23 protein-coding genes are annotated in these 23,815 nt (G+C 61.8%); 14 read left to right on the forward strand and 9 right to left on the reverse strand.

The window, feature by feature from the left end; translation table 11 throughout:
• The first annotated feature begins 1 nt into the window (after position 1).
• The 11 genes from LQK84_RS04480 to LQK84_RS04530 all read left to right on the forward strand — a co-directional run bounded on the left by LQK84_RS04480 (position 2) and on the right by LQK84_RS04530 (position 10,743).
• On the forward strand, positions 2-1,240 hold the full coding sequence (locus LQK84_RS04480) for an acetyl-CoA hydrolase/transferase family protein (RefSeq protein WP_230827451.1): 1,239 nt from the start codon (positions 2-4) through the stop codon (positions 1,238-1,240).
• A gap of 24 nt (positions 1,241-1,264) precedes the next feature.
• Positions 1,265-2,434: an acyl-CoA dehydrogenase family protein gene (locus LQK84_RS04485; RefSeq protein ID WP_230827452.1), complete on the forward strand. Its 1,170-nt coding sequence runs from the start codon at positions 1,265-1,267 to the stop codon at positions 2,432-2,434.
• A gap of 42 nt (positions 2,435-2,476) precedes the next feature.
• Positions 2,477-3,331 (forward strand): FAS1-like dehydratase domain-containing protein, encoded by an 855-nt coding sequence (locus LQK84_RS04490; RefSeq protein WP_230827453.1) that lies wholly within the window; start codon positions 2,477-2,479, stop codon positions 3,329-3,331.
• The gene (locus LQK84_RS04495) at positions 3,328-4,131 is read left to right on the forward strand and encodes an HpcH/HpaI aldolase/citrate lyase family protein (RefSeq protein ID WP_230827454.1); all 804 of its coding nucleotides are present in this window, start codon (positions 3,328-3,330) and stop codon (positions 4,129-4,131) included. The genes LQK84_RS04490 and LQK84_RS04495 overlap by 4 nt, the downstream gene beginning before the upstream one ends.
• 218 nt (positions 4,132-4,349) lie before the next feature.
• On the forward strand, positions 4,350-5,213 hold the full coding sequence (locus tag LQK84_RS04500; RefSeq protein ID WP_230827455.1) for a transporter substrate-binding domain-containing protein: 864 nt from the start codon (positions 4,350-4,352) through the stop codon (positions 5,211-5,213).
• A 73-nt stretch (positions 5,214-5,286) separates the two neighbouring features.
• Positions 5,287-6,120 (forward strand): amino acid ABC transporter permease, encoded by an 834-nt coding sequence (locus LQK84_RS04505; protein WP_230827456.1) that lies wholly within the window; start codon positions 5,287-5,289, stop codon positions 6,118-6,120.
• On the forward strand, positions 6,107-6,862 hold the full coding sequence (locus LQK84_RS04510) for an amino acid ABC transporter ATP-binding protein (RefSeq protein WP_230827457.1): 756 nt from the start codon (positions 6,107-6,109) through the stop codon (positions 6,860-6,862). Before LQK84_RS04505 ends, LQK84_RS04510 begins: the two co-directional genes overlap by 14 nt.
• Positions 6,863-7,043: 181 nt before the next feature.
• A complete protein-coding gene (locus LQK84_RS04515; protein ID WP_230827458.1) occupies positions 7,044-7,754 on the forward strand; it encodes an NUDIX hydrolase in 711 nt (236 codons plus the stop codon).
• A 214-nt stretch (positions 7,755-7,968) separates the two neighbouring features.
• Positions 7,969-9,177 carry an acyl-CoA dehydrogenase family protein gene (locus LQK84_RS04520; RefSeq protein WP_230827459.1) on the forward strand — a complete coding sequence of 403 codons (1,209 nt, stop codon included), beginning with the start codon at positions 7,969-7,971 and terminating at the stop codon, positions 9,175-9,177.
• 13 nt (positions 9,178-9,190) lie between these two features.
• Positions 9,191-10,333 carry an acyl-CoA dehydrogenase family protein gene (locus LQK84_RS04525; RefSeq protein WP_230827460.1) on the forward strand — a complete coding sequence of 381 codons (1,143 nt, stop codon included), beginning with the start codon at positions 9,191-9,193 and terminating at the stop codon, positions 10,331-10,333.
• Positions 10,330-10,743: a MaoC/PaaZ C-terminal domain-containing protein gene (locus LQK84_RS04530; RefSeq protein ID WP_230827461.1), complete on the forward strand. Its 414-nt coding sequence runs from the start codon at positions 10,330-10,332 to the stop codon at positions 10,741-10,743. Before LQK84_RS04525 ends, LQK84_RS04530 begins: the two co-directional genes overlap by 4 nt.
• A 199-nt stretch (positions 10,744-10,942) precedes the next feature.
• Here the strand turns inward: LQK84_RS04530 and LQK84_RS04535 are convergent, their stop codons facing one another.
• From LQK84_RS04535 to LQK84_RS04550, 4 genes are all read right to left on the reverse strand, one after another.
• Positions 10,943-11,635 carry a branched-chain amino acid ABC transporter ATP-binding protein gene (locus LQK84_RS04535; RefSeq protein WP_230827462.1) on the reverse strand — a complete coding sequence of 231 codons (693 nt, stop codon included), beginning with the start codon at positions 11,633-11,635 and terminating at the stop codon, positions 10,943-10,945.
• A complete protein-coding gene (locus LQK84_RS04540; protein ID WP_230827463.1) occupies positions 11,628-13,343 on the reverse strand; it encodes a branched-chain amino acid ABC transporter ATP-binding protein/permease in 1,716 nt (571 codons plus the stop codon). The genes LQK84_RS04535 and LQK84_RS04540 overlap by 8 nt, the downstream gene beginning before the upstream one ends.
• Before the next feature lie 83 nt (positions 13,344-13,426).
• The gene (locus LQK84_RS04545) at positions 13,427-14,314 is read right to left on the reverse strand and encodes a branched-chain amino acid ABC transporter permease (RefSeq protein WP_230827464.1); all 888 of its coding nucleotides are present in this window, start codon (positions 14,312-14,314) and stop codon (positions 13,427-13,429) included.
• A 65-nt stretch (positions 14,315-14,379) separates the two neighbouring features.
• The gene (locus LQK84_RS04550; RefSeq protein WP_230827844.1) at positions 14,380-15,606 is read right to left on the reverse strand and encodes an ABC transporter substrate-binding protein; all 1,227 of its coding nucleotides are present in this window, start codon (positions 15,604-15,606) and stop codon (positions 14,380-14,382) included.
• Between the two features lie 242 nt (positions 15,607-15,848).
• Between LQK84_RS04550 and LQK84_RS04555 the strand changes: the two genes are divergently transcribed.
• Genes LQK84_RS04555 through LQK84_RS04565 form a run of 3 tightly spaced genes read left to right on the forward strand, consistent with a single transcriptional unit; the run spans position 15,849 to position 19,633 of the window.
• A complete protein-coding gene (locus tag LQK84_RS04555; RefSeq protein WP_230827465.1) occupies positions 15,849-16,586 on the forward strand; it encodes an SDR family NAD(P)-dependent oxidoreductase in 738 nt (245 codons plus the stop codon).
• Between the two features lie 19 nt (positions 16,587-16,605).
• A complete protein-coding gene (locus LQK84_RS04560; protein WP_230827466.1) occupies positions 16,606-18,465 on the forward strand; it encodes a feruloyl-CoA synthase in 1,860 nt (619 codons plus the stop codon).
• Positions 18,449-19,633: an MFS transporter gene (locus tag LQK84_RS04565; protein WP_230827467.1), complete on the forward strand. Its 1,185-nt coding sequence runs from the start codon at positions 18,449-18,451 to the stop codon at positions 19,631-19,633. Before LQK84_RS04560 ends, LQK84_RS04565 begins: the two co-directional genes overlap by 17 nt.
• Here the strand turns inward: LQK84_RS04565 and LQK84_RS04570 are convergent.
• The 5 genes from LQK84_RS04570 to LQK84_RS04590 all read right to left on the reverse strand — a co-directional run bounded on the left by LQK84_RS04570 (position 19,630) and on the right by LQK84_RS04590 (position 23,807).
• Positions 19,630-20,412 (reverse strand): SDR family NAD(P)-dependent oxidoreductase, encoded by a 783-nt coding sequence (locus tag LQK84_RS04570; RefSeq protein WP_230827468.1) that lies wholly within the window; start codon positions 20,410-20,412, stop codon positions 19,630-19,632. The genes LQK84_RS04565 and LQK84_RS04570 overlap by 4 nt on opposite strands.
• Positions 20,412-21,398 (reverse strand): NAD(P)H-dependent flavin oxidoreductase, encoded by a 987-nt coding sequence (locus tag LQK84_RS04575; RefSeq protein WP_230827469.1) that lies wholly within the window; start codon positions 21,396-21,398, stop codon positions 20,412-20,414. Before LQK84_RS04575 ends, LQK84_RS04570 begins: the two co-directional genes overlap by 1 nt.
• Before the next feature lie 84 nt (positions 21,399-21,482).
• Complete coding sequence (locus LQK84_RS04580) at positions 21,483-22,217, reverse strand: enoyl-CoA hydratase/isomerase family protein (RefSeq protein WP_230827470.1); 735 nt, start codon at positions 22,215-22,217, stop codon at positions 21,483-21,485.
• Positions 22,218-22,252: 35 nt separating this feature from the next.
• Positions 22,253-23,038, reverse strand: a complete 786-nt coding sequence (locus LQK84_RS04585; protein WP_230827471.1) for an enoyl-CoA hydratase/isomerase family protein — start codon at positions 23,036-23,038, stop codon at positions 22,253-22,255.
• A gap of 10 nt (positions 23,039-23,048) precedes the next feature.
• The gene (locus LQK84_RS04590) at positions 23,049-23,807 is read right to left on the reverse strand and encodes an enoyl-CoA hydratase/isomerase family protein (protein WP_230827472.1); all 759 of its coding nucleotides are present in this window, start codon (positions 23,805-23,807) and stop codon (positions 23,049-23,051) included.
• Positions 23,808-23,815 lie beyond the last annotated feature (8 nt).

The raw sequence follows: 23,815 nt of genomic DNA on the forward strand, positions 1-23,815 counted from the left end.
CATGGTGGAGGCGGAACTTTCCGATATCGACTTTCGCCGTTTCGTGCCGCCGGGCGGGCTGGTCGCCTGGGGGCAGGGCTGTGCGGAGCCGGTCCCGGTGACGCAGGCCCTGATGGCGCAGCGGCGTCAGATCGGACGCTTTCGGGTCTTCATCGGCGGCAGTTTTGCCGACAGTGTCGATCCGGACCATGCGGACGACGTTGCCTACATGTCTTATATCGGGATGGGCCGGAATGCGGATCTGGCACGCGCCGGAAAGCTGGCCATCCTGCCTTGCGCCTATTCGCAGATTGCGGATGCGCTTTCGCCGGTCGACCTTCTGATCGTTCAGGCGGCGCAAGGCCCCGATGGCCGATTGCGCTATGCGATCGCCTGCGAATATCTCGGCGATCTGGAACGACGTGCCCGCGCGATCATCGTGGAGATCAATGCCGATGCGCCGTGGAGCCCGGATGCTCCGGAAATCGATAAGACCAGAATTGTTGCGGTCGTCCGCACGGCGCGCGCCCCCATTGAACTGCCCCCCAGCGAGCCGGACGATACGATGCAGCAGATCGGCGCGATTGTTGCCGGACTGGTCGAGGACGGCGCGACGTTGCAGATCGGGGTCGGCACCTTGCCCGAGGCCGTGTTGCGATCGCTCGGCTCCCATCGTGATCTCGGCATTCACTCAGGCGCCATCGGCGATGGCGTTGCGGCTCTGATCGAAGCCGGTGTGGTGAATAATGCGCGCAAGACCGTCGACACGGGCGTCAGTGTCGCGGGCGTCTTCTTTGGCGGGGCGCGGCTGAACCGTCTCGCACACGCCAACCGCGCCATCCGATTGGCGCCGACCTCCTACACGCATGATCCAAGGGTCATTGCGGGAATTGACCGGTTCGTCTCGCTCAACAGCGCCATCGAGGTCGATCTCTACGGCGCGGTGAATTCCGAGGTTGCGAATGGGGCCTATCTCGGCGGGGTCGGCGGGGCTGGCGAATTTACCCGCGCGGCCGCCCTCTCCCGGGGAGGCTGCCCGATCATCGCCATGTCGTCGACCGCCGCGCGCGGCAAGGTCAGCCGGATCACGGCGAAATTGTCCGGACCAACAACCATATCGAGGTCTGATGCAGGCATTGTCGTGACCGAGTTCGGCGCGGCGGATCTGCGTGGCCGGTCGCTCGAAGAGCGACGCCGCCTGATGGTGAGCCTCGCCCATCCCGATTTTCGCGAGCAGCTGGACGCTGTCTCAATGATCTGAACCCTTCGTCAACCAGGTGACACCATGAGCTTTGATAGTATTGGCGATCGTTATGCCCCCGAAATCCGCGAGGCTGTGCGGGCACTCTGTGCGGAATTTCCGCCGGAATATCATCGCAAGATCGATGAGGAGCGCGGCTATCCGGACGCATTTGTCGATGCCCTGACCAAGGCCGGCTGGATGGCAGCGCTGATACCCGAGGACTATGGCGGGTCGGGCCTCGGTCTGACGGAGGCCTCCGTCATCATGGAGGAGATCAACCGCTCCGGCGGCAATTCGGGCGCGATGCATGGCCAGATGTACAACATGAACACGCTGATCCGCCACGGATCGGAGGAACAGCGCAAGCGCTATCTTCCGAAGATCGCGACGGGTGAATTGCGCCTGCAGGCCATGGGCGTCACCGAGCCAACCACGGGGACGGACACGACCAAGATCAAGACGATGGCGGTGAAGAAAGGCGATCGCTATGTGATCAACGGCCAGAAGGTCTGGATCTCCCGCGTGCTTCATTCCGATCTCATGATCCTACTTGCGCGCACCACGCCGCTCGATCAGGTGAAGAAGAAGTCGGAAGGCATGTCCATTTTCCTGGTGGACATCAAGCAGGCCACCGGCAACGGCCTGACGATCAATCCGATCCGCAATATGGTCAATCACGAGACCAATGAACTCTTCTTCGACAATCTGGAGATCCCGGAAGAAAACCTCATCGGCGAGGAGGGGCAGGGGTTCAAGTATATCCTGACAGGCCTCAATGCGGAACGCGTGCTGATTGCGGCCGAATGCATCGGCGATAGCTATTGGTTCATCGACAAGGTCTCCAACTACGTCCGCGAGCGCGTGGTATTCGGCCGGCCGATCGGGCAGAACCAGGGCGTGCAGTTCCCGATCGCCGAGACCTATATCGAGACCGAGGCGGCCAATCTCATGCGTTTTGAAGCCTGCCGGCTTTATGACGAAGGTCTGCCCTGCGGGGCGCAGGCAAACATGGCGAAGTATCTCGCGGCCAAGGCCTCGTGGGAAGCGGCCAATGCCTGCATCCAGTTCCATGGCGGCTTCGGCTTTGCGGCAGAATACGATGTCGAGCGCAAGTTCCGCGAGACGCGTCTGTATCAGGTCGCACCGATTTCGACGAACCTCATTCTCTCCTATGTCGCAGAGCATGTGCTCGACCTGCCAAGGTCGTTCTGACGAGACCTGCGGGCGACTTGAGGGCGGGCTGAAAGGACAAAGATGAGCGAAGACGACAGCACACTCGACGAGGCGTTCCTGCGCACCTGGATCGGACGCGAGCAGGTGATCGAGGACACGATCTCGGCCGATCTGGCAAACCGGTTCGCGGCAACGTTCGACCTGAACGAGGATTTCTCGTTTGGTGATATCGTTCCGCCGCTCCTGCATGTCTGCCTTGCCCAGCCCATAGCCCCGTCGCGGCAGATCGGAGCGGACGGGCATCCCAGGCGTGGCGATTTTCTGCCTCCGGTCCCCCTGCCAAGGCGCATGTGGGCGGCCGGCAGCATGCGATTTACCGGAGACCTGCATGTGGGCGAGACGGTCAGGCGTGTGTCCCGGATCGCCGATCTGACGATCAAGGAGGGCCGATCCGGGACGCTTTGCTTCGTGGCCGTGGATCATCAGATCGAGGCGCGGGGTCGCGCCATCGTCACCGAGCGGCAGGATATCGTCTACCGAAGCGCGGAGACTGGGACGGCACCCCCGAAGGCCGCTCAACCCGCAGCCGAGGGCGCTTACCGCGAGACGTTCGATCCGTCTCCGGTTGTCCTCTTCCGATATTCGGCCGTCACCTTCAATGGCCACCGTATCCACTACGACAAGCCCTATGCGACGGACGTCGAGGGCTATCCCGGTCTCGTCGTCCACGGGCCGCTGCAGGCAACATTGCTGATGCATTTCGCCGCGAAGATCAGGGGCGGGCGGCCTGCACAATTTTCCTTCCGCAGCCAGTCCCCGCTTTTTGGCGATGGACCCATTGTCCTGCATGCTGAGGAGGCGGGCGATACCTTGAAGCTCTGGACGGCGGCCGAGGGCGGGCCTGTTGCCATGTCGGCGGAGGCCGGCTGGGCATGAAGACCTGGCTCGATTTCACCACCGCGCTTTTCGTTCCGGCGGATCGGCCGGAGCGATTTGCCAAGGCGGCCGCTGCCGGCGCAGATGCCGTGATCATCGACCTGGAGGACGCCGTGGCTCCTTCCAGCAAGGCGAGTGCGCGTGAGACGCTTTCTCCCGGCCAATTGAATGTGCCGCTCATCCTTCGGATCAATGGAGCGGGCACGCAATGGCACGCGCAAGACATTGCCGTGGCCGCCCAACTCGACCTTGTGGCCATCATGCTCCCCAAGGCGGAGATGGACGGCACGCTGGAGGCGCTGCAGCAAGGCCCGGCGCGTCATCTGCCGGTGATTGCCCTGATCGAAACCGCGCGCGGGCTTGATGAGGCGCGTGCCATTGCCGCCAGCCCCGGCATTGCCCGGCTGGCGTTCGGTTCCATCGACTTCTGCGCGGACCTTGGCTGCGCGCATCAGCGAAACGCCCTGCTGCTGGCGCGCTCCTCTCTGGTGCTGGCGTCGCGACTTGCCGGCCTTCCCGCGCCGATCGATGGCGTCACGACCGCGATCGATGATGACGGTCTGGTTGCGGACGACGCCCGTTATGGCCGCGCCCTCGGTTTCGGGGGCAAGCTCTGCATCCATCCCAGGCAGATCGGTCCGGTGAAAGCCGGCTACCATCCAGACGAAGCAGAGATCGCATGGGCCGAAAAGGTGTTGAACTCCGGCGATGCGGCGGTGGCTGTCGATGGGGCCATGGTTGACGAACCTGTGAGAATTCGAGCGCGGCGGATTCTGGCATTGGCGGCCGTCGGGCGCTGACCCGCAGGATTCTTTCTGTAAGTTGATCGCTACGGATTGCGGTCGCAGACTGCCCTGTCCACTTCCGGGATCGCATGTATGTGCGATCCGGCAGCTTCCTCCGCCGCCGCGATTGATTGAATGCCTCCGCCCTGTTTTCAATTGCCCCGAGGCTCCGTACAGCGACGTTCATCTTGGCGCTGTTCGGGGATGGGAACCAAAAACAGTGAGGAACCGCAATGAAAAAAGCTGCAATGTGGCTGGGTCTGGCGTTGGGAGCGCTCGCCTCGTCGACAATCGCTCATGCCGGTGAGGTTGATCCCAAAATCAAGGCAGTGTTGCCTGACGACGTGAAGGCCAGCGGCGTCATCAATGGCGGCAGTTCGTTTACGACTCCCCCGATGTATATGTTCGAGGATGACGGCAAGACGCCGACCGGTGTTCTGGTCAAGATCATCGAGAATGCTGCGACCTATGCCGGGGTCAAGATTGCATGGCAACAGACGCCCTATGCCGGGATCATCCCTGCGATGCAGGCCGGGCGCATTGACATCAGCGGCTCGCAATTCTCGGCGACCGAGGAAAATGTTCAGCGCACCGATATCGTTTCGGTCTACCACAGCACCTCGTCCATCGTGATGCTCAAGGCGAATGCCGACAAGTTCAAGAAGCTGACCGACCTTTGCGGCAAGGCCATCGCGCATTCGCGCGGCGAGGCCCAGGGCCTTGCGAGCTTCCAGCTGCTCAATGAGAAATGCAAGGCCGCTGGCCTGCCGCTGGTCGAAATGCGGGACTTCGCCGGCAGTCCGGACAGCCTCACCTCCGTGCGGGCCGGCGTCACCGATGGTTACGTCTATTCCGTCGGACCTGCGTCTTACATCGCGGCCAAGAACCCTGAATTCACCTATGTCTATGGGGGCGAGTTCCAGATCTTTAACGCCGGCTTCGCTGTCGCCAAGGGCAGGGACGGCATTGCCCAGGCCCTGATCATGGGCATCGACAAGAGCATTGCCGATGGCAGCTATGACAAGATCATGCGCCAGTTCAACATGCCGAAGACGGTCTACGTGGACGCGGCGACCTTGAACCTGAAGCCGCTCTAATCCTGCGAAAGGTGAGGTCGAGCCTGTGTCGGCAACGCATATCGAAGATCTTGCTATCAAACCCATCCGGGACTTGCCTGACGAGCACGCGCGCAAGCCGTGGCTCGGTCAGGCGGTCGGCTGGCTGGCGCTTGCCTTGTTCACAGTCTGGTTTCTGAGGCTGTTCCTGGCCAACCCGAAGCTGAAGCCCGAACTGATTTGGAAATATCTTTTCAATGAACGGATCCTGGAAGGGCTCTGGAGCACCTTGCTCCTTGCCTTCTACAGCATGATCGGTGCGCTGATATTCGGCACGGTCATCGGCTTTTGCCGGATATCGGCCAACCCGGTGCTCCGCGCCACGGGCTGGCTTTACGTCTGGGTGTTTCGTAGTACGCCGCTGGTGGTTCAGGTCCTGCTCTGGGGCAATCTTGCCCTTTTGATGCCTGTTCTGGGTATCGGTCCGTTCACGGTGAAGACAAACGACGTCATGACCCCGTTCCTGGCTGGCGTCATCGCCCTGATGCTGCACGAGGCCTCGTATGTCGCGGAAATCGTGCGCTCAGGCGTTCAATCCGTGCCGCGTCCGCAACGCGAGGCCGCTGACGCCCTGGCGCTCAGCTGGTGGGAAACGCAACGCTACATCATCATGCCGCAGGCTCTGAAGGTGATGATCCCACCGCTGGGCGGCGTCTTCGTCCTTCTCCTCAAGTCCACCTCGCTGGTCATCGTGATTTCAGGCGGCGATCTTCTGACGGAGGCGCAGAATATCGCATCGCTCAATCTCTACACGATCGAATTGCTTCTGGTTGCCACCGTGTGGTTCCTGATCATCACCAGCATTGCCTATGCCGGACAACATTACCTGGAATGGCGGTTCAACCGCCAGAACCACGCACATGCCGGAGGCGTCAATGAGCACGGTTGAACTGTCGGGTGTCCGGCTGAGCTACGGCGCGCTGGAAGTGCTCAAGGGCATCGAGACGTCTATCCCATCGGGCCAGATCGTCGGCCTGATCGGAGCCTCGGGTTCGGGAAAGAGCACGCTTCTGCGGCTTGTCAACGGATTGCTGCTGCCGAGCTCTGGCCATGTCCTGGTTGACGGCGAACTGGTGGGCAGAAAAGCCAAGAACGGAAAACTGCATCCGATGACGCTGGCCGAAATCCGCCGCCAGCGTCGGAAGATCGGCATGGTCTTCCAGCATTTCGAGCTTTTCCCCCACATGACCGTCGAGGAAAATCTCTGTCTCGCCCCGATCCTGCACAAGGAAATGGACAAGTCCGAGGCACGCCAACGGGCGATGCGGCTTCTCAGCCGTGTTGCCTTGAGCGACAAGTCGCGGTCCTATCCCGGCCAGCTTTCCGGCGGGCAGCAACAGCGCGTCGCCATTGCACGCGCCCTGATGCTCCAGCCGAGCATCATGCTTTTCGATGAGCCGACATCCGCCCTCGACCCGGAACTGGTTGGGGAGGTCCTGACCGTCATGCGCGAACTTGCAAATGACGGGATGACGATGATCGTCGTCACGCATGAACTTTCCTTCGTCCGCGAGGTCGCCGATCGGGTGATCTTCATGGACAAGGGCGTGATTGCCGAAGACGGCGCGCCCAAGGACGTCCTGGACAATCCCAAAACCGAGAGAGCAAAGGCGTTTCTGGCGCGGGCCTGATCGCGAAGATCGGACATCTCGACAGGGAGCGGCGTCGCCTTTGGTCGCATGCCCCCCGGAGCCATGTCCTTCGCCACCGTCACGGCGAAGCTGATCGACAAATTCATGCATTCTTTTGTCCGTCATTCCAACAGGGGGCCGGGCAGGGAGATTCTTGACCAAACTAAAACAGGAGGGGGCAATGAGCGAGCTGTCAGAGAAGCCAGAGGCCAGGAAGAAAGCGCTGCGTCCGCGTGATGCCGCGACGCTGATCGTCTACAGGCGCGATGCCGATGGCATTCGGCTTCTGATGGGCCGCCGGTCGATGAAGCATGTCTTCATGCCCGGCGCGCTGGTCTTTCCAGGCGGTGGTATCGAAAATCAGGATCGGTTTGCACCGGCGGTCGATGGTCTCGATCCCGCCGTCGAAGCCACGCTTTGCCGTCGGTCCAAGGTCACGCCTTCCCGTGCCCGCGCTCTGGCGCTGGCCGCCATTCGGGAAACCTTCGAGGAAACCGGCTACCTGATTGGTGTCGAGCAGAAAGCGGTGAAGTCGCCGCCGGGTAGCTCCTGGCAGAGTTTCGTCGGGCATGGCGTACTGCCATCTCTCAACGGCATGCGGTTTCTGAGCCGCGCCATCACGCCGCCGACCCAGCCGCGCAGGTTTGACGCGCGCTTCTTCGTGGTAGAGGCCGGCGCCATCGCCAAGCAGGTGGATGTGCCTGACGAGGAGCTGGAGAACCCCGCCTGGGTGACGTTCAACGAGGCGCGTGACTTCAAGAAACTGCCCGCCGTGACACGGATGGTTCTGGATGAACTGGAGCAGAAGCTGGCCGAGGGCGCTCTGGCCGCCGACGCGCCGGCAGTCCTGCGGCGCATGCGCCAGGGCCGATTGCAGGGCGAGCCGCTCTGACGCTGGCGGAGGTGTGTGGTGTCGGGGCTTTGAAAACACATTCTTGCGGAAGGTTCGAATTCAACCGGCTCGCATCTGATTTGGTTGGCCGAAGGCCCGTCGGGCCTGTTAGCTAGGGGAAATTGGCGGAGGTTGCGGCAAATGGCGATTGCCGGCGCTTATTTCGAGAATGGAACGAAGCGGCGTCGCGGTCCTCGTCTCCGGGAGGCAGAGCATGAATTTTGAGCCGGACTATGTGGATACGCAGTTTCGTGAAGAGGTGCGTGCGTTTCTGAAGGCGAAGTTGCCGGCGGAGATGGCCGCACGCGGCAGAAGCGGGTTTCTGACCGGCAGGGACGATGCGCTTGCCTGGCAGAAGATCCTGGCGGAAAAGGGCTGGTCGGTTCCGCATTGGCCGGCCGAGTTCGGAGGGCCGAGCTGGACCGCGCGGCAGCGTTATATTTTCGACGAGGAATGCTATCTCGCCGGTGCGCCCGTCACCAATATCGGTGGTGTCGGCCTTGTCGGACCGGTGATCTTTACATTCGGCACGGCGGAACAGAAGGCGCGCTTCCTGCCGGGGATCCGCAACGGCGATACGTTCTGGGTTCAGGGCTTTTCCGAGCCGGGTGCGGGCTCCGATCTTGCGTCGCTCAGAACAAGCGCGGTGCGCGACGGCGACCACTATGTCGTCAACGGCCAGAAGATTTGGACATCCTTCGGGATATTCGGCGACTGGAACTTCCTGCTCGTTCGCACCGATCCGGACGCCAAGAAGCAGGCAGGCATTTCCTTCCTCCTCCTCGACATCAAGTCACCCGGTGTGACCGTCCGCCCACTCGACAGCCTCGAAGGCTCGCATCACCTGGCGGAAGTCTTTTACGACAACGTCCGCGTTCCGGTTGAAAACCTCGTCGGGGAAGAGAACAAGGGCTGGAGCTACACCAAGTTTCTCCTGTTCAACGAACGCGCCTTCTATGGCGCCGAAGCCCCGGCGCTCAAGCGCTACCTGCAGAAGATCAAGCACATCGCCTCGATTGAGCGCGCGGGTTCGGAACCCTTGATCAAGCGGCCGACATTTGCCGCGCGGCTCGCAGAAATGGAAATCGAGGTCGCGGCCATCGACATGACGGTTTCGCGCGTCATCGCGCATGGGCTCGACCCTCGCAATGGTGGCGATGCCGTCGGTTCGATCCTGAAAGCGCGCGGCACGGAGCTGGCGCAGCGACTGACCGACATGCTGGTGGAGATCGTTGGCGACTACGGGGCCTATCATTACCCCGATACGAACGAAGAGCCGGACTTGCGCAATGATCCCTTCACCGGGCCCGATTACGCGCCGGGACTGATGGCCGAGCTCGTCTATCGGCGTGCTGCCTCCATCTATGGCGGCGCGAACGAAGTTCAGCGCAACATCGTCGCCAAGACACTTTTCGGCTTCTGACAGGAAAATTCGCATGGAACTGCAACTCAGTGACGAACAGAAGCTCATCCTGGAAAGCGCCGAGCGCTTCGCCTCGGAGAAATACACCTTTGCCGACCGACGCAGCCGTGTCACACGCGGGGAGACCTTCAACCGTGACACCTGGCGGCAGTTGGCCGACCTCGGCTGGTTTGGCATCGGCGTCCCGGAGGAAGCCGGCGGCTTTGGTGCTTCCACGATCGAAAATACGCTGATTGCCGAGGCACTGGCCAAGGCGCAGGCGCTCGAGCCCTACACGATGTGCGCGGTCCTGCCGGCGCGGATTCTGGCCGCCTGCCCGGAGGTCGAGTGCGCCCAGGCCGCGCTTGCCGCGCTCATTGCCGGCGAGCAGGTCTTTGCGCTCGCCTACTCGGAAACGATCTCTCGCGGCGATCCGGCAGCCATAACCACCCGGGCCTCGAAAACGGCTGATGGATGGGCGATCTCCGGCCGCAAGACGCTGGTTGTTGGCGGCGACGTTGCCGATCAGGTTCTGGTGACCGCGTTGGACGCCGAGACCTCGGCATTGCATCTGTTCCTGGTCGATGGTTCGGCTAAGGGCATCTCGCGCGAGGGCGACAAGCTGGTCGACTGGACCTCGGGTCTCGATCTCGTGTTCGATGGCGTTCAGGTCACGGAAGGCGAGCGGCTGGCATCGGGTGATGACGCTTTGGCCATCATTCGGGCAGCGCTCGATGACGCCGCTGTCGTTCTCTGCGCGGAGGCTGTCGGCGCCATCGAGGGCGCCATCGAGGTGACTGCGCCCTACATCAAGGAACGCCATCAATATGGTGTCTCCCTGTCGAGCTTTCAGGTTCTGCAGCATCGCATGGCCGACATGGCCATGGAACTGGTGCTGGCGCGCTCTGCGGTCATGTGCGCGCTGCACGCTCTTTCCAATGCCGAGCCGGTCGAACGCAGCGCCAGGGTGGCCGGCTGCAAGGCTTATGTCACCCGCATCGGAAAATGGGCCACCTCTCAGGGCATCCAGCTGCATGGCGGCTACGGTATTACCGAGGAATACAGCGTCGGCCAGTATTACAAGCGGCTGCTGGTGATCGATGCCCTGCTCGGGCGCCAGGATTTCCAGCTCGGCCGCTACACCGAGTGGATGACCGCGCAATTGCCGGCGGCATGAGCGCGGCGTCTCATTTCGAGCCGGGCAGAGAGCTTCCGCCCCTGTCGACCGGCCCGATCCTGCGGCATCACCTCGTCGAGTGGTGTGCCGCTGAGAATGACTATTTTAACATCCATTACGATGACAAAGCAGCAACCGCCATGGGCCTTGCGGGGTGCCCGATCCAGGGCACCTACAAGTTCGCGCTGTTTTCGAAAATGATCGAAGTCTGGCTTGCCGGACGTGGCCGTATTGTCGGGCTTTCCGCGCGCTATCGGATGCCTGATTTCGAGGGTGCCAGCCTGAGGATCGAAGGAACGGTCCTTAAGCGGGAAGCGCGCAGGCTGACGGTTGAGCTTTCCCTCACGAACGAGGCGGGTCAGCGGACGACGGACGGTCTGGCGCAGATCGAGCTCTATGACGAGTTGTGATTCAGGTGGATGAGGCGACAGCCCTGTCGCCGCCAAAGCCGGTACCCAATAATTGCAGAGACTGCCGAACGCTGCGCCTCAACGCGCCGCTGGGCCGTTTCTGCCGCTCGCCTATCCCGATCTTGCAACGACCGGAACGCTGGATTGACGAGATAGAGCCTCCGACGGTTGGGCTGCAACGCGCCGGAGGACTGTCTCTTCAGGCGTTCTTGTCGCCGCCGGTTCTGAATTCATCGGCCGTGCCATTGAAGACGATGCTGCCGCGTTCCATCAGCAAGGCACGGTCGGCAACCGTCAGGGCCAGGTCGACATGCTGCTCCACGATGACGATTGCTGTCCCGGTTTTTGCCCAGGTTCGCAGGAACTCCATGATGGGCGGCATGAGGGCGATGGCAAGGCCGAGCGAAGGTTCGTCGCAGAGCAGCACTTTCGGCTGCGACACGAAGGCTTGGGCCAGAGCGAGCATCTGCTGCTGACCGCCGCTGAGGCTTCTTGCCTTGTCGCGCGATTTCTCTTTCAGGATCGGGAACACCGAGAAGATCTGCTCGACAGCGCCATCGAACGTGGCCTTCGGCGTGTTGGACGCGACCGCGCCGAGGCGAATGTTGTCGAAGACGGAAAGCTCCGGAAACACACGGTGGCCGTCGAGAACGAGCCTGAGCCCGGCAGGCACCAGCTTTTCGGGGATCGTTCCGGCAACGTCCTTGCCCTCAAACCGGATGTTCCCGGCCGTGGGTCTGATGAGGCCCCCGATGGTCTGCAGAAGCGTTGTCTTTCCGGCGCCGTTCTCTCCGGCAATCAGCACGATCTCGCCCGCAGACACGGAGAAACTGACGTCGCGAAGGACAGGAAGCTTGCCGTAGCCGGCGCAAAGTCCAGATATTTCAAGCATGACGCACCGTTACGAAGAGGGGTTTCACTTTGGGGTCGTTCCAGACGCTGGCGACATCGCCGGACGCCACGACGCTGCCGCTTTCAAGCACCGTGACGCGATCGGCGACACGGGCCACCAGATCCAGGTCGTGCTCCACGAAGACGATCGTCAGGCCGAGCTTGTCGCGCAGGTCACGCAGCAGGGCCGCAAAGGCAATGCGTTCGTCGGGTGAAAGACCCGCGGCCGGTTCGTCAAGCAGCAGGATATCGGCATCCGTCAGGATGACGCGGATCACTTCGAGGAGACGGCGCTGCCCATGCGGGATCGATTCCGTCCGCAGACGGCTGAGCATGTCGCGCAGGTTGCCGACGAATGCAGGTGAAACAAGCGTCGGATTGTCGGAGAGCTTGGCATCCAGGCCGATCTGGACATTGTCCCAGGCCCCGAGCTGTTCGAAGATGCGCGGCGTCTGGAAGGTTCGGCCGACGCCAAGCTTTGCCACCTGGCGCGCATTCAGGCCGGTTATCTCCTTGCCATTGATCCTCGCCGTTCCCCCGTCGATGCGTGTGAAGCCGTTGAGCACGTTGAGCAGGCTTGTCTTCCCGGAACCGTTGGCACCAACCAGACCGTGGATCTCGCCACGGCGCACGTTCAGGGTCACATTGTTGATGGCAACGACGCTTCCGAAGGTCTTGCGAACGTCGACAAGCTCGATCGCGTTTTCATCTTTCACGCGTTCGACCGGCTTCACGTTGTCGACAATCTGCGAAAACTGCAGTGCCGGCATGGTTTGAGGCTTCTGGCGCAGGTTGATCCAGCGGACGATGCCGCCGACCACGCCGCTCGGCATCAGCAACATGACGACGAAGGCGACGATCCCGTAGACGAGTGCCCGATATTCGACGAGCTGCGCCAGGAAGACGTTCGGCACGAGATAGAGCAGGGTGATGCCGGCCATCGTGCCGAGCGGCTGTCCCTTGCCGCCGACGATCACGGCGAAGAAGAACAGGATCGACATGTCGAGATGGAAGGCATTCGGGCTGACAAAGCCGACGGTCGGCGGATATAGAACCCCGGCCAGTCCTGTGCCGAAAGACGCGATGATGAAGGCCAGGAAGCGCATTTTTCCGGGGCTGATTCCGAGCGATTGCGCCGCCTCCGGGCTGGCCGCCGCGACGCGCATCCGCCGGCCGAGTGTCGTCTTCGGAAAGACGGCGGAGGTGATGAGCGCGGCAATGCCGAGGATCAGAACCAGAAGAGAGAGCGTTGAAATCCCGATCGGCAGGTCTTCGCTCATCCAGGCAAGCGGGATCGAGATGCCGCTGATGCCCTTCGTATATTCGTTGAAGGCGAAGAGCATCTGCGGGAAGACCATGGCAGCGCTCAGCGTCACGAAGCCGAGATAGAACCACTGCACCCGCAGCGCCGGAAGGGCGAAAAGAATGCCGATGAACAGTGCCGCAACGATGCCGCAGAGCACGCCGACCGGAAACGGCAGGCCGTGCATGCCGCAGGCGATGCCGACCGCATAGGCGGCGGCTCCGAAGACGGCGCCATGTCCGAACGAGACCTGGCCTGCATCAACAAGCAGTAGGCTCATGAAAACGCTGGCGACGATGTAGATGATCGCCAGATTGACGATGCCGATCCAGTAGGAAATGCCGAAAATGTGCGGCACGATCGTTGCGACCACCATGGCGGCGATGCCGATGGCAAGTTGAACCACCGACGAGCGATCCAGAAGATGGCGAAGTTTGAATGTAGGGTTTGGTTCTGCAGTGTAAGCTGCGCTGGTCGATGTCCGGGTTGTCATACGCGCCTCGCTGCAGTGTCACCGAAAATACCCTGCGGACGAATGAGCAGGATCGCCACAAGCATCAGCATCGAAAACAGTCCCTGGAATTCACCGCCGATCTTGAACGTCGCCAGCATGGCGACGACGCCGACCAACGGACCGGCGATCAAGGCGCCGGTGTTGCTGGCAACGCCGCCGATGACGACGGCCACGAAGCCGTTCAGCACATAGGCAACGGCGGAATCCGAAGCGAGCGTGATGATCGGGGCGGCGACGAAGCCGGTCGATCCCACCACCAGTCCGGAAATGCCGAAGGCCAACAGCTGCAGGCGGCGCACCTTCAGGCCGGCGGCGCGCGCCGCAACGGGATCCTGCCAGAGTGCGCTGATCGCCAGGCCGACGAGCGTTTTAGACATGAATAGCTGCAGCGCGAAATACCAGAAGATCGCCAGCCCGATCGCCAAGAGAAACGGCGCGGGAACCCGCATGCCGAAAAGCGGAATGTTCGGAAAGATCGAACGGACCATCAGGGCATTGGGCCCCTGCGCCAGAAGAAGAACGGCGCCGATGATGATCGACACCGCCATCGTCGTAATCAGCCAAGACTGCTGGTCCTCGGAATGACTGAGGGGGAGAAGCGTCAGATAACCCTGGATCGTTACGACAACGCCGATGATCAGCGCGGATGCGATCATCACCAGAAACCAGATCACGGGCGAAAGCGCACCGAAATAGGCTGTTGCCGCATAGGCGATCATTCCACCAAGGACCAGCATGTTGCCTTGCGCGAAATTGAGGATCCCGCTCGACACCTTAACGATATTGAAGCTCATGGCCATGAGCGCATAGACCGATCCGAGGCCTATGCCGCGAACCAGAATAATGGCGTATTCCTGCCACATAGACGTCTCCCGAATTGAATAAAGGGCGGACCGGACGAAGCGCCGGTCCGCATGCTGGCGAAAGCCTATTTGCAATCTGCCCGCTTGAAGAGGCCCTGCTCGTTTGTCATGAGCGGGTCCAGGATCGGGGTCATGACGTCGCGACCCGCGAGGAAGTGGCTTTCTGCCGAAGCCTTCATCGGACCGGACACCGTGGCGACCTTGTCGGCGTTGCCCTCGATCCAGGTCTTGAGCTTCTCGGGATCGGTGCCGCCGGTCGCCTCGATCGCAGCCTTCATGATCATGATGCCGTCATAGGCATAGCTGGAGATCGTCGGCAGGAGGTCCTTGTACTTGTCAGGGTTGGCGGCCTTCAGCCTTTCCTTGAACTTGACGTAAGGACTATTGGCGACATCCTCGCCGGGGCAATAGGTCCAGCCGCGATAGGCAACGCCTGCGACCTTCGTAAACAGCGCCTTGTCGGCGATCTTTGCCGCGCCGGCAGCCTGCATCACGGTCGCGTTCGGCCCCGAGATCGGCAAGCCGTCCCAGCCCATGTCAGCCATGTTGTTGAGAACCACGCCGAGGTCTTCGGGCGTGTTGGTCCACAGGATCATCGCATCAGGGTTGCCGGCCTTGAGTGACAGGAGCTGTGCCGTCTTGTCTTCGGAGCGGAAGGGGAATTCCTGCGTGGCGGTAACAGTCGCACCGCCCTTTTCCAGTTCCTTCTTGATATAGGGAACGGCGGAAAGCGCCTGCGCGCCGTTGTCGGTCAGGATGCTGACTTTCTTGGCCTTCATCACATCCGTGAGGTAATGCGCCATGTGATAGCCCTGATCGGCGGCATTGCTCTGCGTCGAGAAGTTGTACGGACCGATCTTGGGATTGATGTCCAGCGAGCCACTGGTCGAAATCTGCGGGATTTTCGCAGCGGTCAGGACTGGCAGCACGGCGAGGGTACGCTGGCTGGCCTGTGGTCCGAAAATGAAATCGACCTTTTCCTGTGTTGCCAGACGGCGTGCTTCATTGACGGCTGCGGTCGGATCGCTCTGGTCGTCAGCGCTGACGATCACGATCTGGCGGCCAAGAACGCCGCCTGCCTTGTTGATCTCGTCGACAGCGAGGCGAACGCCTGCCCCCCCGTTCAAGCCGTTGATCGCATCGCCTCCCGTCAGCGCAATCAGCAGGCCCAGCTTGATGGGCTCCTTCGTCTGGGCCATCGACGGTGCTGCGGCCATCACCGCAGACAGCGCAACAGCGCTCATGAGTTTCACATGGCCAGCCTTGACCACACTTTTGTTTTTCAATCCCATCACGTTCCATCCTCCTCTTGAACTATGCGGATTGCTTGAGAGCACACATGAAGCGCGGATGATGTTCAACAGCCTCCCACCGCCTGAACCTCACACATCACATCCGTAGCGTTTGAAGCTCGGCAGGGCTTTGCCCGGCGACTGCGACATGTCCTGCATATCCGTGTTTTTCAATCGCACTTCTATGTTCCACCGCCGTCCTTGTCTTAAGGTGCCTTCATCTGCGAGGAGGAGCCAGCAACATGACGACAGCTCAACTGTCCGGTAAACGCGTCATCGTGACGGGAGCGGCCTCCGGCATAGGTCTGGCCGCCGCGGCTCTCTTCGAAGCGGAAGGCGCCATCGTCGCCCGCTTTGACCGGGACGCCAAAGGCCTGGAAGCCGCCAAGGGGCAGGGGCCGTGCTTCGTCGTCGACCAGACGGATGCCGAAGCGGTCAGACTGGGTGTTGCGCAGGCCGCCGAGGCCCTGGGCGGGCTGGATGGGCTGCTGAACGCCGCCGGGATTGCGGATACCACGCCGACGGCCGCGTTGACGCTCGAGCGATGGAATACGGTTCTGGCCGTCAATCTGACGGGCCCGTTCCTGATGTCTCAGGCAGCGTTGCCATTCCTGTCGCAATCGCCTGCGTCTGCCATTGTCAACATCGCGTCCGCAAGCGGGTTGCTACCCTCGGGTGCCGGTTCCGTCTACGGAACCTCCAAGGCTGGCGTGCTGATGCTGACCAAGAGCCTTGCTGCCGAGTGGGGACCTGCCATCCGTGTCAACGCCATCTGCCCCGGCACGGTCGATACGAACATGCTGAATGGCCTGTTCGAGAAGGATGAAGCCTTCTTCGAGCGGATCAAGAAGACCTATGCGCTGCAAAGGCTTGCCACGGCAGAGGAAATCGCCAAGGCTGCCCTCTTTCTCATCTCTGATCAGTCATCCTTCGTCACCGGCGTCAGTCTTGCGGTCGATGGCGGTCGGACCTTCCACTGACATGAACATGGAAACTCAAATGGACATCTCTGTTCGCGACGCAGCTCTCCGTCCCGTCCGTCTTGGCTCGACGGCTGCCACGGCCCGTGCGGGTGCGGACGGAAGCACGATCCTGTCGCTTGACCAGCCGCTTGACAGCTATCCCGCCAACCTGACGGACCGTCTGGTCAAATGGGCCAATGAGAAGCCTGAACAGGTCTTTCTGTCCATGCGGTACGAAGACGGGTCCTTGGTGGAACTGACCTATGCCGAGACCTTGAAACAGGTGGAAGCCATCGGCACCGCGTTGCTGGAGCGAAATCTTCCGCTTGATCGCCCCCTTGTCATCCTGTCCGAAAACGACATCGAGAACGCGCTTCTTGTGCTGGCCGCTCTCCATGTCGGCATCCCCTACGCACCGGTCTCTCCGGCCTATTCCCTGCTTTCGACGGATTTTCTCAAGCTCAGGGGCGTCTTTCAGCTGCTTGATCCGCCGCTCATTTTTGCGTCAGACGGCGAGCGCTATGGCCGTGCCATTCGCGCGGTTGCTCCGGCCGGGGCCGAGATCATCACGGTCCGCAATCACCTTCAGGCCCCCGCCTCGACGCCGTTCGAGACCTTGCTGGGGAACACGGATCGGGCGGCGATCGAACGGGCGCATGCCGCGATCAGACCGGACACGCTCGCCAAGATTCTCTTCACATCGGGGACAACCGGTGCCCCCAAGGGCGTTGTGTATCCGCATCTGATGATCGCAAGCCAGCGCCAGCAGGTCGCACAGACATTTGCCTTCACGATGGACGAGCCTGCCGTCATGGTTGACTGGCTTCCCTGGCATCACACCTTCGGCGGCACCCAGAATTTCGGGACGGCGCTTTACTCCGGTGGCAGCCTACGCATTGATATCGGCCGGCCGACACCGGAACTTGTCGGCCCGACCGTCCAGAATCTGCGCGAGGTCTCGCCCACGATCTATCTGAACACGCCCCAGGGTTTTGCGTCACTCCTGCCGCATTTCCGGCGCGACCCGGCCCTTCGCGAGAGCTTCTTCCGCCGGCTGAAATTCATCTATTACGGCGGTGCCGTGTTGCACGAGCATATCTGGGATGAGCTTGATCGCTTGGCACTGGAAACCGTGGGCGCCCGGATCATGATTGCTTCAGGGCTTGGATGCACGGAGGCGGGACCGGTGCCCGCAAGTGCCAACTGGGATCCCCAGCGCAAGGCGGTTGTCGGCCTTCCCGTTCCGGGCATCGAAATCAAGGTGGCGCCTGTCCAGGGAAAGCTGGAATTCAGGCTGAAAGGTGCGTGTGTCACGCCGGGATATTGGAAGAACCCTGATCTGACGAAAGCGGCCTTCGATGAAGATGGCTTCTACAAGACCGGCGATGCCGTCCAGTTCCTCGACCCGGATCATCCCGAGAAGGGCCTGCGCTTTGACGGCCGGATCGCCGAGAATTTCAAGATCGCCAACGGTACCTGGGTTCATGTCGGCGATCTTCGGGTTAAGATCGTGGATGCGCTTGCGCCGCTGATCGTCGATGCTGTGATCACGGCGCCGAACAGGGACTATCTCGGCGCCATCCTTTTCCCGAATGCGGATGCCTGCCGGAATCTTGCAGGCCTTGGGGACGATGCCTCCGTCGAGGCGGTGCTGAGCGCGCCGGCCGTCGTGGACAAGCTGCAGTCGGGATTGGACGCTTTGGCCCGATCTGCCTCGGGCGCGGCCAACACGGTGCAGCGAATGATCGTGACCGCCGAACCTGCCACGCTCGACACCGGTGAGCTGACCGACAAGCGATCGATCAGCCAGAGGGCGGTTCTCGAGCGCAGAGTGGATCTGGTCGAAAGCCTTTATCTTGAAGCAGCCGGAGCCGGTGTCCTTGTCGCCCGGATCTGAAGGGGAAGACAGGTCTCGCCAGCCGCATTCGGTGCGCGCGCAATCCTATGCCATGGTGTTTGGCAATCTGGGCGTGCTGGCCGGCGGCTTCATGATCGTTGCGTTCCTGCCGGATGTGCGGCGGGAGCTGAACCTCTCGGCCACACAGGCCGGCCTTCTCATGGCGATCTATGCGATCACCTATGCGTTGACGTCGCCGCTTCTGGGGTGGCTCGCAACAAGAGTGTCCTACGGTCTGGTTCTGCAACTTGCCACCCTCGTTGCCGCCGCCGGATGTTTCATGGCGGCCTATGTTGAAACACCTGCCTGGTTTCTGGCGAGCCGCATTGTCTCTGCGATGGGGGCTGCCGTCTTCACACCCACGGCCGCTGCCTATGCGGTGGCAATCCACCCGCTGGACCAGCGCGGAAAGGCGCTGTCGACGGTTGCGCTTGGCGTATCGCTGTCGCAGGTGCTGGCACTTCCGGCGGCCGCATGGGCCAGCCACATCTGGGGCTGGCGCGCCACGTTCGTGATCGGTGGCGGCTTTCTGATCTTCATGACGATCATTCTTCGTCTGTTCACCTCCGGTCGCGAGCGACCCGTGCCCCTGAAGTTTGACGTCCTGCGCGCCGCCCTGCTCGACAGGTGGCTGATGACCAATGCCAGCCTGACCATCCTGTTCAGCAGCGTTGCCAACATGATCTATGTTTTCCAGGCGGAGATCTTCATCCAGCGGGCCGCCCTGTCAGCATCGGTGCTGGGCTTCGTCCTGTTGGCTGTCGGGATCGGAACGATGGCCGGGACCTGGGCGACAGGCCGGGCGATCGACAAGATCGGGCCCTCGGCCACTCTGGTCGCACAGGAGACCATCGCCATCTGCACCGTGCTTCCGATGACGATGTTGCACTATGATTTTGCGGTTGCCTGCGTTCTGGCCATCATCGCGGGAGCGGCGCTCTTCAACCACATTCCGCCCCTGCAGATGCGACTGATGCGACTGATGCCGTCTTCCGTCGGCATGATCTTCTCGATCAACGCGTCATGTGTCTATGTCGGCGCGGCGATCGGGTCTTTCCTGTCCGGCTGTATCGTTGACCTGTTGGGCCTGTTCTGGCTTGGTCCAGCAACCGCGGTCATGGCGCTTTGCGCAATGCTGTTTCTCAGGCTGCTGGACCGGGAGCCTTAAAACGAGATGGTGTAGCCACCGTCCACGTTGATGACCTGGCCATTCACATAGGCACCCGCCGGCGAGCAGAGCATCACGGCAACGCCGGCAATTTCGTCGGGCTCGCCAAGCCGCTGCACGGTGTTCCGCCGCATTTCCTGCGCCATGAACTCTTCGTTTTCGGTCATGTTGCGTGCCATGTCGGTCAGGACCGTGCCCGGCGCGATCGTGTTGACGCGAATGCCGTTCCGGCCGTGCTCGACAGCAAGGGCGCGCGCCATCTGCATGTCGGCCGCCTTGGTCATCGAGTAGGAATAGAATTTGTCCGAACCGAAGTGACCGGCAATGGAGGCGATCAACACGATCCGTCCGAACCCCCGCTCCAGCATGCCGGGCAGCGCCTGCTGGATCAGCCAGTGATTGCCCATGATGTTGGCGTCGATCACCTTGCGCATCGCCTCGTCGCTCGTGCCCATGGCAGGGCCGACATAGGGATGGATGGCTGCATTGCAGACGAGGATGTCGATTTTGCCGAGCGCCGCAGCGCTCTTGGCATAGAGATCCACCAGATCCTCACGCCGCGAAACGTTTGCGGCAATCGGAACTGCGGCATCGGGTCTGCCCCGGCGCCGGTTGATGTCCGCGGCGGTGGCTTCGCAGGCTTCCAGCTTGCGGCTGGAGATGATCACGCGCGCCCCGTGCTGCACGAAGCGATCGGCGATCGCCCGGCCGATCCCGCGACTGGAACCTGTCACGAGGGCGTTGAGACCGGTGAGATCGAAAAGCGAATCCGTCGTCATCACGCAACCTCGTCAAGGATGAGCTTTGCCCTGCTGCGCATGATGTCGCGTGCTTCGGCGACCATGCGATCGAGGAGCTCGGCGCAGGACGGGATGTCCTTGATCAGGGAGGCCGCGAGACCCGCCGTCCAGACACCGGCTTCCATGTCGCCGTCTTCGTAGACCTTCCGGCCACGCTGTCCGTTCACCAGCGGTGCGATATCCGCGATATTCAGGGCAGCGCCCTTTTCCTGCTCGATCTGCCGGGCCTGCTCGGCGATCGAATTGCGGAAATAGCGGGATGTGTTCTTCAGCGTCCGGTAGAGATGGATCGTGTCCAGTTCGTTGGCTTCCACCAGGCGGTTCTTCACGTTTTCGTGGATGGGCGCTTCCTTGGTCGCCATGAAGCGCGTTCCCATGTTGACGCCATCGGCACCCAGGATCAGGGCCGCTGCCAGCCCTCTGCCGTCACCGATGCCGCCGGAGGCAATGATCGGGATGGTGAGCGCATCGGCTGCACGCGGCAGCAGGATGAGATTGGGAATATCGTCTTCGCCCGGGTGGCCGGCGCATTCGAAACCGTCGACGCTGACAGCCGCGCAGCCGATCTTCTCCGCCTTCAACGAATGGCGCACCGAGGTGCATTTGTGGATGACCTTGGCACCCACCTCGTTGAAGATCGGCATCAGTGCCTCGGGGCTCCGGCCTGCCGTTTCGATGATCCGGACGCCGCTTTCCATCGCTGCGCGGGCATATTCGTCATGGGCGATCGGCCGCAGGGACGGCATGATCGTGATGTTCACGCCAAAGGGCTTGTCGGTCATGTCGCGGCAGCGCGCGATTTCCTTTGCAAGGTCTTCCGGTGTCGGCTGCGTCAGCGCAGTCAGGATGCCGAGGCCTCCGGCATTGGAAACGGCTGCCGCAAGTTCTGCGCGGCCGACCCATTGCATGCCCCCCTGAATGATGGGGTAACGAATGCCGAGGAGTTCCGTGATGCGCGTTTTCATTTCAGTGCCTTTCTTTAAAATTCAAAATGCGGTGACCTTGCTTGGAATGCGTAAGGGCGGCGCCAAGCGATCTCCAGGACTGGCTCAGCCCTGGGCGGTGCCGTTGAAAGACGACAGCTGTGTCTCGACGCGGATGGTTTCGTGGAATGTGTTCATGCCGGTCACGAGCGCGCCGCGCAGAAGGGCAAGCGTGGTGGCCGGGGTTGCAGCCAGATCGCGCGCGCGGGCGATTGCGGTCGTCAGCGCTTCGCCTTCCGGGACTTCTTCGTCGACGACTCCGAGTTGCACCGCCTCGCTGGCGGTCATCATTCGGCCGGACAACATGAGTTCGCGTGCCCGGCCGGCGCCGGCGCGTTGCGAGAGCGTCCACATGACGCCGGTATCCGGAATGAGGCCCATCTTGACGAAGGTGCAGCCGAGCTTGCTGCCTGTTCCGACAATGGCAATGTCGGCAACACAGGCCATTGAGAGACCGGCACCGATACAGGATCCTTCGACTGCCGCCAGCAACGGCTTGCGGCCGGCGCAGATGATGCGGACGAGGTCACTGGCGACCGCGATCTGCGCGCGTTGCTGCAGAAAGGTCGGCGTTGCCGCCATGCCGGAAATATCGCCGCCGGCGCAGAAATGGCCACCCTTGCCGGTCAGCACGATGGCGCGGCTCGTCGTGTCCTGATCGAAGAGATAGCGAAACGCATCGGTCAGCGCATGGCGCATATGCACCGAGAACGGATTGCGTCGCTTCGGTTCGTTCATGGTGAGGATGGCGACGTCACCGTCGTGCTCGATCGTCACGAGATCTGTGGGGTGCTTGTACATGGGTCAGTTTCTCCGTTCAGTTCGACACGCTGCTTTCACTGGGCGGAAAAGCGGGGCGGGCGCTTTTCCAGGAAAGCATTCACGGCTTCCTTGTGGTCGGCCGTCGCGCGCAGCACGGACTGATATTCAATCTCGATATTGAGCGACTCGTTCAGCGAGTGGTTGAAGTTCGTCAGCGCCGACTTGATGAGCGCGGTCGATATCGGCGGGTTCGCCGACAGGCTCTGCGCCAGCGCCAGCGCATCATCCAGCGCCCGGCCTGTCTCCGAGAGCTGTGAAACAAGACCCATATGCATGGCCTCTTCCGCACTGAACTCGGTTGCCAGCGAAAGCAGTTCCGTCGCCTTTGCCCGGCCCACCTTCTGCGGCAGGGTCCACAGGATACCGATATCGGGGAGCAGGCCGATCTTCATGAAGGCGGCGCAGAAGCGTGCCGTGCGGGCGGCGACCACGAAATCGGCGGCACAGGCGAGCGACAGGCCGCCGCCGAAGGCAACACCCTCGACCGCTGCAATCACCGGCTTCCGGCCGGATGTCATCTGCAGGATCGGCAGGCTCGATTCGACATGAAGTTCGCGATATTCGGGAATGACGCGCTCGCGCATTTCCGAAATATCGGCCCCGGCGCTGAAATGCTCTCCGGCGCCGGTCAGGACAATCGCCCCGACCTCTTCGTTCTCCATCGAGGCTTTCAAAGCCTGATGCAGCCCCTGACGCAGGCTGCGCCCAATGGCATTGCGGCGGCTTGGATTGTCGATCGTGATGATGGCGACGCGGTTGAGGGTCTCGACCTTGATGCCCGGCTTGGTCGTGTCGGTCATGTGATCCTCCTTACTGGCCCACGAAATGGGGAGCGCGCTTCTGCAGGAAGGCCTGCACAGCTTCATTATGGTCCCTGGTGAAACGCAGGAGCGGCTGAACGTTTGTCTCGGTCTCGATCGCCTGGTCGAGCGTGTCGCTGCCTGTTGCCATGGCGGCCTTCAGTGCGGCCATGGCGACGGGTGGCATGACCGCATATCGGGCGGCAACGCCCGCGGCCTTCTCCAGTGCCTCTCCGGGCGCGGCCAGCTCATTGGCAAGTCCGATCTGCAGCGCATGTTCGCCGCTGATCAATCGGCCGGAGAGCAGGGCCTGCCGGGCACGCCCCGCGCCAATCCGCCGTGCAAGCGACCAGTAAATCCCGCCCTCGGGAAGCAGACCGGCGGTGCCGAAAGAGCAGGAGAACTGCGTCCTCTGCGTGGCGATCACATAGTCGCAGGCGGCGGCAAGCGACAGGCCCGGCCCGGCGGCAAGTCCTTCGACTGCCGCAACAACCGGTCTCCTGCCGGCTGCGAGGGCTCTGAACAGGCTGAGGGCAAGCGGCCCCGCACTTTCCTCTTCGTGGCCACCGGCACAGAATGTGCCGCCTGCGGAGGTGAGAACGATCGCCCGGCAACGGCTTGTTTCGCTGTCGAGGTCACGGAGCGTGGAAAGCAAAGCCTCACGCGTCGCGTTCGTCAGTCTCTGCGTCGTGGCCGTCATCGTGACGATAGCGACATGGCCCCGCCATTCGATGCCAATGGGGTCTGCGGCCGATTGCGGTTTGCTCATGGGGTCCT

Origin of the sequence: Rhizobium sp. C4, assembly GCF_021026315.1 — a bacterium.
In the GTDB taxonomy this organism is placed as follows: domain Bacteria; phylum Pseudomonadota; class Alphaproteobacteria; order Rhizobiales; family Rhizobiaceae; genus Ensifer_A.

Excerpts from the sequence above, each read along its gene's own strand:
- LQK84_RS04480 (WP_230827451.1), top strand. The coding sequence starts at position 2 with ATGGTGGAGGCGGAACTTTCCGATATCGACTTTCGCCGTTTCGTGCCG.
- LQK84_RS04485 (WP_230827452.1), top strand. The coding sequence starts at position 1,265 with ATGAGCTTTGATAGTATTGGCGATCGTTATGCCCCCGAAATCCGCGAG.
- LQK84_RS04490 (WP_230827453.1), top strand. The coding sequence starts at position 2,477 with ATGAGCGAAGACGACAGCACACTCGACGAGGCGTTCCTGCGCACCTGG.
- LQK84_RS04495 (WP_230827454.1), top strand. The coding sequence starts at position 3,328 with ATGAAGACCTGGCTCGATTTCACCACCGCGCTTTTCGTTCCGGCGGAT.
- LQK84_RS04500 (WP_230827455.1), top strand. The coding sequence starts at position 4,350 with ATGAAAAAAGCTGCAATGTGGCTGGGTCTGGCGTTGGGAGCGCTCGCC.
- LQK84_RS04510 (WP_230827457.1), top strand. The coding sequence starts at position 6,107 with ATGAGCACGGTTGAACTGTCGGGTGTCCGGCTGAGCTACGGCGCGCTG.
- LQK84_RS04515 (WP_230827458.1), top strand. The coding sequence starts at position 7,044 with ATGAGCGAGCTGTCAGAGAAGCCAGAGGCCAGGAAGAAAGCGCTGCGT.
- LQK84_RS04520 (WP_230827459.1), top strand. The coding sequence starts at position 7,969 with ATGAATTTTGAGCCGGACTATGTGGATACGCAGTTTCGTGAAGAGGTG.
- LQK84_RS04525 (WP_230827460.1), top strand. The coding sequence starts at position 9,191 with ATGGAACTGCAACTCAGTGACGAACAGAAGCTCATCCTGGAAAGCGCC.
- LQK84_RS04530 (WP_230827461.1), top strand. The coding sequence starts at position 10,330 with ATGAGCGCGGCGTCTCATTTCGAGCCGGGCAGAGAGCTTCCGCCCCTG.
- LQK84_RS04535 (WP_230827462.1), bottom strand. The coding sequence starts at position 11,635 with ATGCTTGAAATATCTGGACTTTGCGCCGGCTACGGCAAGCTTCCTGTC.
- LQK84_RS04545 (WP_230827464.1), bottom strand. The coding sequence starts at position 14,314 with ATGTGGCAGGAATACGCCATTATTCTGGTTCGCGGCATAGGCCTCGGA.
- LQK84_RS04550 (WP_230827844.1), bottom strand. The coding sequence starts at position 15,606 with ATGGGATTGAAAAACAAAAGTGTGGTCAAGGCTGGCCATGTGAAACTC.
- LQK84_RS04555 (WP_230827465.1), top strand. The coding sequence starts at position 15,849 with ATGACGACAGCTCAACTGTCCGGTAAACGCGTCATCGTGACGGGAGCG.
- LQK84_RS04560 (WP_230827466.1), top strand. The coding sequence starts at position 16,606 with ATGGACATCTCTGTTCGCGACGCAGCTCTCCGTCCCGTCCGTCTTGGC.
- LQK84_RS04570 (WP_230827468.1), bottom strand. The coding sequence starts at position 20,412 with ATGACGACGGATTCGCTTTTCGATCTCACCGGTCTCAACGCCCTCGTG.
- LQK84_RS04575 (WP_230827469.1), bottom strand. The coding sequence starts at position 21,398 with ATGAAAACGCGCATCACGGAACTCCTCGGCATTCGTTACCCCATCATT.
- LQK84_RS04580 (WP_230827470.1), bottom strand. The coding sequence starts at position 22,217 with ATGTACAAGCACCCCACAGATCTCGTGACGATCGAGCACGACGGTGAC.
- LQK84_RS04585 (WP_230827471.1), bottom strand. The coding sequence starts at position 23,038 with ATGACCGACACGACCAAGCCGGGCATCAAGGTCGAGACCCTCAACCGC.
- LQK84_RS04590 (WP_230827472.1), bottom strand. The coding sequence starts at position 23,807 with ATGAGCAAACCGCAATCGGCCGCAGACCCCATTGGCATCGAATGGCGG.